The organism is Chryseobacterium sp. FR048 (assembly GCF_056844665.1).
Window position 1 is genome coordinate 163,350 of record NZ_JBXDSE010000004.1, and the last position, 11,709, is coordinate 175,058.

At 33.6% G+C, this 11,709-nt stretch carries 12 protein-coding genes; 6 read left to right on the forward strand and 6 right to left on the reverse strand.

The genetic code is table 11. The features are described 5' to 3' along the window. Positions 1–66: 66 nt before the first annotated feature. Positions 67–459, forward strand: a complete 393-nt coding sequence (locus tag AC106K_RS13230) for a Rid family hydrolase (RefSeq protein ID WP_482445970.1) — start codon at positions 67–69, stop codon at positions 457–459. Positions 460–837: 378 nt separating this feature from the next. Here AC106K_RS13230 and AC106K_RS13235 read toward each other — a convergent pair whose 3' ends face one another. Genes AC106K_RS13235 through AC106K_RS13245 form a run of 3 tightly spaced genes read right to left on the reverse strand, consistent with a single transcriptional unit; the run spans position 838 to position 3,362 of the window. Then, positions 838–2,016: a DGQHR domain-containing protein gene (locus AC106K_RS13235; RefSeq protein ID WP_482445972.1), complete on the reverse strand. Its 1,179-nt coding sequence runs from the start codon at positions 2,014–2,016 to the stop codon at positions 838–840. Next, complete coding sequence (locus tag AC106K_RS13240) at positions 2,006–2,533, reverse strand: hypothetical protein (protein ID WP_482445973.1); 528 nt, start codon at positions 2,531–2,533, stop codon at positions 2,006–2,008. Before AC106K_RS13240 ends, AC106K_RS13235 begins: the two co-directional genes overlap by 11 nt. Positions 2,534–2,561: 28 nt before the next feature. Beyond that, entirely contained in the window at positions 2,562–3,362 is an 801-nt protein-coding gene (locus AC106K_RS13245; RefSeq protein ID WP_482445975.1) for a DNA adenine methylase, read from the reverse strand. A 631-nt stretch (positions 3,363–3,993) separates the two neighbouring features. Here AC106K_RS13245 and AC106K_RS13250 point away from each other — a divergent pair. Together AC106K_RS13250 and AC106K_RS13255 are read left to right on the forward strand one after the other, a co-directional pair. Continuing rightward, the gene (locus AC106K_RS13250) at positions 3,994–4,539 is read left to right on the forward strand and encodes a hypothetical protein (protein ID WP_482445977.1); all 546 of its coding nucleotides are present in this window, start codon (positions 3,994–3,996) and stop codon (positions 4,537–4,539) included. A 437-nt stretch (positions 4,540–4,976) separates the two neighbouring features. Then, positions 4,977–5,948, forward strand: coding sequence for a GNAT family N-acetyltransferase (locus AC106K_RS13255; protein ID WP_482445979.1), 972 nt, complete (start codon positions 4,977–4,979; stop codon positions 5,946–5,948). On the opposite strand, the gene AC106K_RS13260 is transcribed toward AC106K_RS13255, so the two are convergent. The 3 genes from AC106K_RS13260 to AC106K_RS13270 form a co-directional block, all read right to left on the reverse strand. Beyond that, complete coding sequence (locus AC106K_RS13260; protein ID WP_482445981.1) at positions 5,940–6,797, reverse strand: LysR family transcriptional regulator; 858 nt, start codon at positions 6,795–6,797, stop codon at positions 5,940–5,942. The two genes, AC106K_RS13255 and AC106K_RS13260, sit on opposite strands and share 9 nt — an antisense overlap. A gap of 71 nt (positions 6,798–6,868) precedes the next feature. Beyond that, positions 6,869–7,618, reverse strand: coding sequence for a DeoR/GlpR family DNA-binding transcription regulator (locus tag AC106K_RS13265; protein ID WP_482445983.1), 750 nt, complete (start codon positions 7,616–7,618; stop codon positions 6,869–6,871). 3 nt (positions 7,619–7,621) lie between these two features. Then, positions 7,622–8,791, reverse strand: coding sequence for an MFS transporter (locus tag AC106K_RS13270; RefSeq protein WP_482445985.1), 1,170 nt, complete (start codon positions 8,789–8,791; stop codon positions 7,622–7,624). A 103-nt stretch (positions 8,792–8,894) separates the two neighbouring features. Between AC106K_RS13270 and AC106K_RS13275 the strand changes: the two genes are divergently transcribed. The 3 genes from AC106K_RS13275 (at position 8,895) to AC106K_RS13285 (ending at position 11,139) form a co-directional block, all read left to right on the forward strand. Beyond that, positions 8,895–9,284 (forward strand): VOC family protein, encoded by a 390-nt coding sequence (locus AC106K_RS13275; protein ID WP_482445987.1) that lies wholly within the window; start codon positions 8,895–8,897, stop codon positions 9,282–9,284. A 109-nt stretch (positions 9,285–9,393) separates the two neighbouring features. Further along, the gene (locus AC106K_RS13280; protein ID WP_482445989.1) at positions 9,394–10,194 is read left to right on the forward strand and encodes a Cof-type HAD-IIB family hydrolase; all 801 of its coding nucleotides are present in this window, start codon (positions 9,394–9,396) and stop codon (positions 10,192–10,194) included. Between the two features lie 273 nt (positions 10,195–10,467). After that, complete coding sequence (locus AC106K_RS13285; protein WP_482445991.1) at positions 10,468–11,139, forward strand: hypothetical protein; 672 nt, start codon at positions 10,468–10,470, stop codon at positions 11,137–11,139. Positions 11,140–11,709: the final 570 nt, after the last annotated feature.

The following is an 11,709-nucleotide window of genomic DNA, read 5'->3' on the forward strand; positions in this document are numbered from 1 at the left end:
AAACCAGTTAAATTTCTAAGATTTTTATCCGTTCTACATTTGCCTTATTAATTTAAATAATAAAAAATGATACAGGAAAACAAAACAGCAGAAGGCTTTGGAATGCCTTGGGAAGATATTTATGGATATGCCCAGGCGGTAAAAAAAGGAAACACCGTTTGGATTTCCGGTCAGTTGGGTCACAACGAAAAAGGCGAATTAGCAGAAGGAATGGAAGCACAAATGAAACAAACTTATGCAAATATTAAAGAATTATTGTCAAGGTATGATATGACGATGGAAAATGTGATGGAAGAGGTTATCTATGCAATGGATATGACGATGGCGTTTGAGGCGAGAAAAAATTTCAAAACAGAATTTTACGATAATCCTGAAGCTGTAGCCAGCACAATGGTTGGAGTAAGCGGGCTTGCATTGCCGGGACAGCTTGTCGAAATTAAAATTGTAGCAACTGTATGAGTTTACAGTCTTGAATTTTTGATCCTTTCGTTTTAAGAATAAAGAACTTATTTGGTGTTTCAAAGGAGTTTGTAAGCACCATCAGGAAACGATTAGTGAATAAGGCAAAATAGATCAATAGTTGAATATTATAAAATGCCGGATATGGAAAATACCCGGCATTTTTTGTGGAAAATTCCTGCAATAATAGAGGTTGTAGATTGTTTTGCTTGAAAATCCCAACTCTGCTGCGCAAAGTCTCCCGACTTTGAGCTAGTAAATAGAATCATTTCTTTTAAACTTGCTCCAAAGTCAGGAGACTTCGGAGAGAGGATGTAATAAGGTCTTCAAAGTCAAGCGATTTTAGAGTGAAGGTATCTATTAGTTGAATCAGTCAAGTTATTCTTTCAAATCCTGAATGGTAATTTCTTTTGTCAAAATTTTATAAAATGTAGATTCTCCACCGCTTCCATGTTTAAAATTTCCTGAAGAAAAATCAAGATCATCAATTTTATATGAGGAAAAATGTTCTCTAAATTCTTCTATTGTAACTATATCACCAATTTTATTAACTAATTGTGGGTACAAAATCTTTAGGTATCTCATAAAAGCTTTAAATGCATTAGATTTCGGTAATAAATTTCCTACAGTTATAAGATCATTCCAAGAGTCTGGCCAAGTAGTTTGTATTGCTTTAAAATAATTATATAGAATCAAAGCAATTTCCATTTCTCTATTCTCTATATATAAATTTCTGAATGGTAATTCATTAAGTTCATTATTATTTAATAAACTTAATTTGTAACCTCTTAGAAGTGTTGTTCTATCTTCAAACGGATCTTTTGATATCAATTTTAGTAATGACTCTACAAAAACGGCTTGAGTCAAAGGTTCTGAATTTACTCGACCTTTTGTTTTAACTCCTAATCTTTTAATTCTATGGTATAGAGGACTGTTTGAATCTGCCTCATCTAATGCAACAGCTATCTTATGTGCTACTCTAAAAGGGCTTTTAATTTTTGAAAGGCCTTCCAAATCATAAACTAAGCTTTTATTTACTTTTGTTTGTGCTAAATTAATGGTTGCGAAAATATTTGCTTGTTCGTCAATATCCAACCCAACAAAAATTACAACATTTAATTCAAATTTTTCTAAATTTAATGAAAAATCGTAGTTTCCTAGGTCATTCATAAACGCAGCAATTCTATGTTGCCCATCCAAAACCTTAGCTATTTTATGTAAAGGTATATTCAAATCATCAAAATCTGATCTAAATTCATTTAAAATTAGAGTTGAATTATCTGGATCAAATTCTGCACAATTAGGGTCAATTGATAAAACAATTCCTGTAGGAAAAGATGCATCTGGTGATTCTAAATATTTTTTAATTTTAGCTACTCTTGCTTTATCTAATGGTCTTTGAATACCTAAATATCTTTCCACATCTCTATTCTCACCTTCTATTCTCCTGACATCAGAATAAGTAATGTCAACTAAATCTTGAGCCAAAACAGTTCCAACAAAAAAATCGCCTTTTGATTGAGTCAGTTTTATAACACTTAATACTTTATTTCTCATTAGTTGACTGATTTAATGTATTTTTAAATTCACTATTGAAATCTTTCTGCTCTTTGGACTGATTACTAACATAATCTGATGGCTTATTTGAGTGATAAATACTATAAATTCTAAATATTATAGTAATAGCTAAAAATGATAATGAGACCCATAAATATATTTGGTTTTTAGTTACATTTTGAACAATTTTAGGGTCTACATTATTTTTCAAAACAAATACATAACATAATCCAAAACCATACATTAAAACTGTCAAAAAGAAATAAAAATCTAGAAATGGTAGTTTAATTGACTTCCCATGAGTTTTCTTGATAAAAAAAATTGAAGGAGCTAAAAAGCTAACACAATATGCTAGTACTTCAGAACTAGTTACTTTTAATGCTATAGCATCTGAAATTGATGTTTTAATAACTTCAGATGATAAACCCAGCATTAAGGGAGCTAAAGCAAACAATGTTAGCCAAAAAACTTCGCTAACACTTTTCCTTAGTAAGGTAAAATCCACAATCTTGCTCATTTAAAATTATGTTTATTTAGGGCCATTATTAATAGCATTTTATTGCTAATTCTTCATAAGTCCCTCTAAATTCTTTTTTTCCTGAAATAACACTTTTTCTCGTTAAAAAATGAAATTCTCCAATGTTATGGTAAAGTGCTCTAATTGATTCATGATTAGCATTTAATATCAATATTTTTACACCTCTATTAACAGCCTTAACCACACAATTTTTTAGTCTAACTTGATCTTCCCATTTAAATAGAATCTCATTATATTTTATGAATCCATTATTATTGTGCTTAACGGTGTAAGGTGGATCAATAAAAACAAAGTCATCTTTTCTAGCTTTATTAATCAATACTTCAAAATCGTTAGAGCTGAATTTTACGTTTTTAAGTAATTTAGATCTCGATTCAAAATTATCATTATCCAAAACTACTCTTGTTTTTGTACCAATTGGCACATTAAATTCATTATTAGCATTTACCCTATATAAGCCATTCCAACAAGTTCTATTTAAATATAAAAATCGAATTGCAATTTCAATGTCTATATTTGGTTCTTGAGCACGTATATTATAATACAAAATCTCATTATGCATTCCATTTAGATCTATAAGACTGTTGTTTATAGTTGCCCAATTATCTCTAATTTGTTCGTAAGTAATAATTAACTCATTATTTATATCATTTAAAAATGCTTTTTTAGGTTTTAAGTAAAAAAACATAGAACCTCCTCCTAAGAATGGTTCAAAGTATCTATTAAATTGATCACTTTTAGGAATCAAATGATTATAATTTTTAATAAACCATCTTTTTCCTCCAGCCCATTTTATAAATGATTCCATTAATTACTTAATCCAATTATATATTTTAAACTTCATTTTCAAACCATTTTATAATAAATTATGGTATAGAAAAATGTATAAATTTTTAAAAAGCAAGTATAAGTAAAATTTTTAATTCCTACTATGGGGAAAACCGTAATTTTTTTTGGCTAAATTTTATATAACTTGCTTTACTATGTTTGTTTTATTCTATAAATCTGTAAAAATAAAAAACATCTTAAAATTGTGAATCCGTATTTTTACGGAATTTCTCCAAAAACTATATCATAAAAAATCCCAACTTTCGTCAGGATTTATTAATTATATTGTTTCATAATCTATATTCCAACCACCTTGAAAAAACTGGCAAGAGTTAAATTTCTAGCATGGCAAATTCGCATTATGGTGATAAGGGAAATTTGATAAGTCGCATCTTCTCTTATTCTTCGAACTGTCTTTTCATCAATGTTATGATCTACTGCAAATTTGCTATTATTGTTCAAAGGAATAACCCATTCATCCCTTATAAATTCAACAATTTTTCTATTTGTTTCCGTCATAGAAACAAATAAATTACTTATTCTTAAAAAAAACTCGGACTGAAATCCGAATACCTGTGTTTTTTTCTTACATTTATAAAAAAATACAACCCATGAAAAAGATAAAAACAAATTTCGATACCCAGTTTCGGGCAAGTAAGAAGCGCTCCGGGTTGCAACTGATGGAAACGTTCTTTCAGTTCAATGAGCTGGATGTTTCCAAAGAAAGGCTCAGCAACATTATGAATTATGCTGTAAAGAGAAATAGCTGGATCAATGAAGATCCGGCGGTCATCTATGAGTTTTACCAGTCGATGAGGTTGTTAATCCGGGCAGGATATCTCTTTATGCTGAAGGAAAGAAAATGGACGGTCGATACCCGTCAGGAAAAGGTTTCCCCGTGGACTCTTGGCCTGCTTTCGGAGAAGGAATACCGGAATCCACTACTGGTTTTCAAAAATGCATTCAGAGAGTACACTCTCAAAGAATTTGATTATTTTATGTCCGGAATCGTCTATTTCTCAATGGGTGTCTATGAAAATCTCCCGGAAAGAAATATCGTGATGCCTTACATCCATACGGTGAAAATGCTGGATGCAGCACACCTTATTCTTCAAAGAAAGAGAGAAAAGAAAACAGCTGATACCCATTCAGAATAAGAAGGTGATGCATCAATAAAAGATTGAGATTGGTTGATGCAGGTGGTTTATATTCTGATGATATTTTTTCTAAAGCAAAGTTTTCATTTTTGAAACTGCTGATTTAAAGAGAGCAAAAGAATAGAATCAACTTCGTTGCTTCGTTGAAGCATACGGCTAATCATCCAGCTTCATCAGCGACAAAGTCGCTTCCCTTAGCTCCCTTACCATAAAGCAGAATTACTAATAAACTTTGCGTTTATCTTTTTAAACAATCAATCAAAAAATAGCTGATAAAATAATTAAAACCTTTATGACAATACAAGCTCAATCTATTAGGAATATCCTTTAATGCAAAAATCAAATCAAATAATCAAAAAATAGCATTTTTTCGCATTATTCTACTTCCTAATTTTGCACCAATAAATGGGTTGAATTACGAATGGAATGTATAGAAAATGGAGATTAAGATAACAAAAATTAAAGAAAACGAAATAGCTGCATTACAGGAGATTGGTAAAAAAACGTTCTTTGAAACATTCTCCGTGAATAATACGGCCGAAAGTATGGCACAATACCTTGAAACAAGTTTTGCCACAGAAAAGCTTATTGCTGAGGTAAATGATGAAAATTCCGAATTCTACCTGGCTAAGCTAGAGGATACCATTATCGGATATTTAAAGATCAACACCGGTTCATCACAAACTGAAATTGTAGAGGGGAATGCGCTTGAAATTGAAAGGATATATGTTTCTAAAGACTTTCACGGAAAGAAAGTAGGGCAGGCCCTTTATAACAAAGCGATTGCCATTGCCATCGAAAAAAATGTAGACTACGTTTGGCTGGGAGTTTGGGAAAACAATTTGCGGGCTATCGGATTTTACAGGAAAAATGGATTTGAAGAATTTGATAAACATATTTTCAGACTTGGAAACGAAGAGCAGACCGATATTATGATGAAACTGGATTTGAAAAACCACAAAATGAAAATTGAATTTGTTATCAAATCATTCGATGAATTATCGACGATTGAACTCTACAAAATATTAAAATTAAGAAGCGAAATATTTGTTGTAGAACAGAATTGTGTGTATCAGGATATAGATGATAAAGATTTAAAATGCCATCACCTGATGTGCTTCGTTGATGGGAATTTGGCAGGATATACGAGAATTGTTCCCCGTGGGCTCACCTATGAAGACGTTTCAATTGGCCGCGTTGTTATCGGTTCGGATTATAGAGGATTAGGGCTTGGAAAACAGCTGATGGAACATTCTATACAAGGCTGTAAAGATATTCTTAAAGAATCAACCATTCGGATCAGTGCCCAATTGTACCTGTTGAAGTTTTATAATGCTCTTGGTTTCAAAGAAGTAGGAAAGCCTTACGATGAAGACGGAATTCCGCATATAGAAATGGTTTTACACTAATTCCAGAATATTTTTAAGAATCGGATTAGGATCGTCTTTACGCCATTGGATATACAGATCGGTAACAAAGGGAAGAGGGATAAAGCGGATTCCGGTATTTTGATGCAGATGATAAGAATGTGGGAGAATAGAAATGCCTAATCCGTTTTTAATCAATGAAATAATGGTTGAGCCAAACTCACAGCGAATGTAAGAATCAAGCTTGATTTTATAAAAATTGAGCACTTCCTGAACCAACATATTATAACTGCTGCTGTCATCTCCTGTGGTCAGAAGGAATTTTTGGTCTTTCAGTGTTTCTGCAGAAATATCAGCTAAGGTTTTAAAAGGATGATTTTCGGGAACAACGAAAGAAAGGTTTTCCTGGTGTAATTTCTTTTCATTAATTACGGAATAGGTATTGGTATCACGTGAAAAGGCCAGATCTATCTTATAATTTTTAAGATAATCTTCCTGGATCTCATTCGTCAGCTGAAACAATTCCAGATTAAGGTTGGGAAAAGCGACAGAAATCTTTTTTACAAAATCGGGCAAAACGGAAGATGAAATAGAATCGGGGTGAGCAATTCTTATCGTTCCGGATTCTCCTAAATGAATTTGCCGGGCCAACTGATGAAAAGACTCGATTTGACTAAGTTCTTCGCCCCATTTTTCCTGCAGGAATTTTCCGGCCGGAGTAAGTTTCACATTGCGCTTATCACGGTAAAACAACTGAACACCCAGCTCACTTTCTAAAGACTGGATATGCCGGCTCAGAGCAGATTGGGTAATATTCATTTTTGCGGAAGTATTCCAGAAATGAAGTTCTTTTGCCAATGCCAGAAAGTATTTGAGCTGTTGTAGATCCATTAATGCAAATTAATCATGAGTTAAGCAAATTTAATAAGTAAATTGAATTAAAACGAATCCATCAGAAAAGATTATACAATCTGGACATTTGATTTTCTAAAATCATCGAGATCTGCATCATTAGAATCCAAATCTGTAATTAAAGCATCCACCTGACTCATATCACAGACTTTAAAAGATTCTGTCTGAGATAGTTTGTTTCGGCTTGCAAGGGCAATGGTTTGTTTAGAAGACTGAACCATCATTTTTTTAGTTTCTCCGTCATTTACAGAAGTTGCGGAAACGCCATACACCGGATCTACAGCACAGGTTCCCATGATAAAGACATCTGCTATGTATTTAGAAACCTCATAACAGGTTGTTAATCCTGATGTAGCGGCAAGATCTCGTTCATAATTGCCGCCCAAAAGGATCAGTTCAACATTTTTAAACTTCTCAATAATGGGAACAACAGAATAATTGTTCGTAACAATTCTGATCGTAATATCCAAAGGCATTGCATTGATCACAGCCAGTACGGTGGTACCACCATCCATAAAAACGGTGCTACCATTTTTTAGAAACCGCTGTGTTTTTAGGGCGATAATATCCTTCTCTTTGGTAAGAAAAGACTGCCTGTCCTGAAAAGTTAACGGGTCTTTTTCTCTGAGAATAGCTCCGCCTCTGGCTTTGGATAATAACCCATTGCGATGTAAAGCATCAATATCTCTTCGTACTGTATCTTCAGAAACATTCAGCTGCACGGCCAAATCCTCAAATTTGACTTTTTTCCTGTTTTTTAATTCATTAAGAATGATTTCAAAACGTTCTTCTTTTAGCATATATTATTTTCTGAATTTATAAATGATGGCTACCATAACAAACAACAAAGCTATGCTTTCAAAAGCAACAGTCAAAGAAAAATGATGAGCAATAAATCCTAAAAGTGCTGGTCCTGCCAACTGCCCGGCATATCCCATTGTAGAAATAACCGGAATGGTAACCGTTGGCGACAATCCTACAATTCGTCCTCCTTCACTGAAAAAGACAGGAACAATATTAGCCGCACCAATTCCCAATAGGATAAATCCAAACAGCGATAATAAAATCCAGGGACTGAATAGCAAAACTAAAATTCCGATAGAGGCGATTAAACTTCCTCCAATCACAATGATTTTACTGTTTAATTTGCTGACCAAAGAATCTCCGGTCAATCTCATGACGGCCATAGCCACTGAAAATGCCGCATAGCCAATACCTGAAAATTCCGACTCGATCCCTTTGTGATCTCTTAGAAATATCGCACTCCAATCCAGCATTGCTCCTTCTGAAAGAAAAACTATAAAACACATAAACCCCAAAACCAGTACTGTTCCGTTCAACCATTGGAAACGCTTAGTTACTGCTTTAGCTTCATCAACGTGAGAGAATTTCTGAATAATTTCCTTTTCTGCTTGGTAGTTCAATAAATTCTTATACTGAAAAGCCAATAACAGAAGCAATAGAGCGGAGATTGTAATGGCTGCATAAATGGGATTAAGCCCAAATTTTATTAAAAACCCTAAACCAATGGAACCGAATAACCCCCCAACACTAAATAAACCGTGTAAAGACGACATAATAGATTTTCCATAAGCATTTTGAACCTGCACTCCCTGTGAGTTCATAGCCACATCAATGGTACCGATGCCACATCCAAACGCAAATAGGGTAGCGCCCATTAAATATATATTATGGATGATCAATAAGAATGGAAGAAGGAATGCTACCATAAGAACCGCCATAAGAATTACTTTTCTGCTTCCGAATTTGCTGATAAAGAATCCCGAGAGTGGCATCATAAACAAAGCACCACCTCCTAATAGAAGAAGTAGAAGTCCCAGTTCAGCTTCATTTAATAAAAGTCTGTCTTTTGCTAAAGGGACCATAGGGGCCCAGCTCGAAATAGCAAGACCACAAACAAGGAATATAAATTGTGTTGCCAGTTTTGCTTTTGATATTTTGTTATCAAACATAGATTAATTTTATTTTGCAAATTTATGCAATATTGCATAAATTTGCAAAATAAATATTTGAAAAGATCAAATATTAAAATGATACTTATTAAAAATTTACAAAATGAAAATTGAACATTTAGCGATTTGGGCAGACGATTTAGAAAAGATGCGTCAGTTCTATCTGAAGTATTTTGATATGACGAGTAACGAAAAATACATTAATGAAAAGAAAGGTTTCTCTTCCTATTTTCTTTCATTCGGTGAGGGTAAAGCCCGCCTAGAAATTATGAATAGAATTGATATTCATGAAGAACCTGAGAAAAGAGGCTTCAGTAAAGGGATTGCCCATTTTGCAATTTCAGTAGGCGGAAAAGAAGCGGTAGATCGGTTAACCGAAAGGCTGAGAAATGATCATTACACGATTGAAAGTGAACCGAGAACAACAGGAGACGGGTATTACGAAAGTGTGGTTTTAGATCCTGAAGGAAATTACGTTGAAATATCGGCTTAACCATATCAATTATCCCAAAGTTAAAATAAAGTGAAATTTACGATCAATAAGACTCTGGTAGATTATTGTTTGTATTTTTATTCAATAAATGTTGTAGTAATCAATTAGTATGAATCCTGTACAGAATCCAAATATAAAAGCAGTCTTTTTTGATATTGACGGCACATTAATCAGTTTAAAAACCAGAGTTATTCCGGAATCAACTCAGAAAGCAATAAAAAATCTTCGGGAACAGGGAATTAAAGTTATTGTAGCAACAGGCCGGTCAATCAATGATCTCGGTCATATCAAGCATATCGAGTTTGATGGTTTTCTTACATTCAATGGCGGCTATTGTATGACCATTGATGGGCAGGTGATGTTTAAACAGGCTATTCATCCTGAAGATATTATGAATTTGATTCATTATTCGGAAAACTCAGCGGTAAGCTTTTCATTAATGTATGAAGATAAAGTAAGAATAAGTCACAAAAGTCCGCAGGTGATTGAATTATATACTCATGTAAACCTTCCGGTTCCGCCTTTGTATGATAAAGAAACCCTTGATGTAGATAATGTGCTGCAGGTCAATGTTTTTATTGATCCTGAAAATGAAGGCTCTTTTATGCAGGAAGTGATGCCCAATTCACTTTCATCCAGATGGACTCCTTTGTTTGCAGACGTTAATCCCGGAGGAATAAGCAAGCAGAAGGGAGTAGAGTTTTTCTGCGACCATTTTAATATTGATGTGTCTGAAACGATGGCTTTTGGAGATGGCGGAAATGATATTTCTATGCTAAAGTTTGTAAAAATTGGTGTAGCGATGGGTAATGCGGGCGACAACGTTAAAGAAGTTGCTGACTTTGTCACTGAAGAAGTTGATCATCATGGGGTAGAGGCAGCATTAGTACATTTTGGTTTATTAAGTTAAATTAAAATTGTCCTTGAATTATATTTAGCTTTTGGTGATCCCGATTTTGCTCAATGAAACAGAAATTACAACGCTTAATTTTGATCAGCTCGTTTAGTTTATTTCGAATTAACATTTTTGTAAAGTACAATCGAATACATTCAGGTACATAATGCTGTAATTTTTTCTATATTTAGAAATAGATTAGTACATGTTGACTAATGTTTAGAAAAATGGCCTGTGTTTGTATTTTGCACTCTAAAGCATGCCTGTAAATATGATATAAAAAAGACAATGCTGATAAACCCAATACCTCCGGACGGCGGCATGTTGTATAAAGAAACAGATATGACTCAGTTTTTTCCTGAGCCATTCAATGCAATAACTGCTGTATTATTTTTAGCCTTAGCCATTTTTTGGACCATTAAAATGAAAGGGAATTTTAAAAAATATCCTTTTTTAACCTATTGCTTGATTTTATTATATATTGGGGCTATAGGGGGAACAGTTTACCATTCATTCAGACAATGGCCGGTATTCATTATGATGGATTGGCTGCCTATTATGCTGCTCTGTTTATCTGCCGGATTTTATTTTATAGCTCAGAGTACCAGATGGTACTATGCCATTTTAATGGTTTTTGTATATCTGATCCTTATGCTGGGCTTGAAAAACTGGATTTTGATAGATAATCCTTCTCTTTTTATCAACATCAACTATGCCATCATGGCTTCATTTGTCCTTTTCTCGGTATTGAGTTATTTGATTTATACCCAATGGAAAGCCGGCAAATGGGTAGGTTTTGCTTTGTTATCGTTTGTTCTTGCACTCACTTTCCGCATCATTGATAAATGGGACTGGCTGAGTTTCGGGACACACTTTTTATGGCATACTTTCGGAGTGGTAGCAACGTTTTGTATGTTTAATTATATTCATCTTACACAGAATACAATTAGAAAAACGTAAGCTTTTTATTCTTTAAACATTTTAGAAAGTTTAGAAAAGTACTGCACAATTGCTGAGTAAAACGCCCTAGCGCCCTAAAAGAATAAGCATTAAAATGACCTTTGCGCTTTAGCGTTTAACCAATAAATATCAAATTTAAAAATCAAAATTCTAGCGGATTTAGCAGATGACGCGTTTTTTTTGGAGTACGCAAAGACGCTATTTTTTTACTTGCTTTATGGGGTATAAGGCGCAAGGATTTTATCTCCGATAAAATTTTATACGGCAAATACATAATTTTAAATGAACTTCTGTTTGTAAAGTGTTTAGAAATAAAAATAAATGCCAAATCCTTTTGTGTTTTTTCCACCAAACCCTTGCTGAGTGAAACGCCCTTGCGTTCTAAAAACATAAGCATTAAAATGACCTTTGCGCCTTAGCGTTTAACCAATAAATATCAAATTTAAAAATCAAAATTCTAGCGGATTTATCAGATGACGCAGTTTTTTTGGAGTACGTAAAGACGCTATTTTTACTTGCTTTACGGGGTATAAGGCGCAAGGATTTTATCTCCGATAAAATTTTATACAG

Coding starts and splice junctions, on each gene's coding strand:
- AC106K_RS13230 (WP_482445970.1), top strand. CDS start 67: ATGATACAGGAAAACAAAACAGCAGAAGGCTTTGGAATGCCTTGGGAA.
- AC106K_RS13235 (WP_482445972.1), bottom strand. CDS start 2,016: ATGAGAAATAAAGTATTAAGTGTTATAAAACTGACTCAATCAAAAGGC.
- AC106K_RS13240 (WP_482445973.1), bottom strand. CDS start 2,533: ATGAGCAAGATTGTGGATTTTACCTTACTAAGGAAAAGTGTTAGCGAA.
- AC106K_RS13245 (WP_482445975.1), bottom strand. CDS start 3,362: ATGGAATCATTTATAAAATGGGCTGGAGGAAAAAGATGGTTTATTAAA.
- AC106K_RS13250 (WP_482445977.1), top strand. CDS start 3,994: ATGAAAAAGATAAAAACAAATTTCGATACCCAGTTTCGGGCAAGTAAG.
- AC106K_RS13255 (WP_482445979.1), top strand. CDS start 4,977: ATGGAGATTAAGATAACAAAAATTAAAGAAAACGAAATAGCTGCATTA.
- AC106K_RS13260 (WP_482445981.1), bottom strand. CDS start 6,797: ATGGATCTACAACAGCTCAAATACTTTCTGGCATTGGCAAAAGAACTT.
- AC106K_RS13265 (WP_482445983.1), bottom strand. CDS start 7,618: ATGCTAAAAGAAGAACGTTTTGAAATCATTCTTAATGAATTAAAAAAC.
- AC106K_RS13270 (WP_482445985.1), bottom strand. CDS start 8,791: ATGTTTGATAACAAAATATCAAAAGCAAAACTGGCAACACAATTTATA.
- AC106K_RS13275 (WP_482445987.1), top strand. CDS start 8,895: ATGAAAATTGAACATTTAGCGATTTGGGCAGACGATTTAGAAAAGATG.
- AC106K_RS13280 (WP_482445989.1), top strand. CDS start 9,394: ATGAATCCTGTACAGAATCCAAATATAAAAGCAGTCTTTTTTGATATT.
- AC106K_RS13285 (WP_482445991.1), top strand. CDS start 10,468: ATGCTGATAAACCCAATACCTCCGGACGGCGGCATGTTGTATAAAGAA.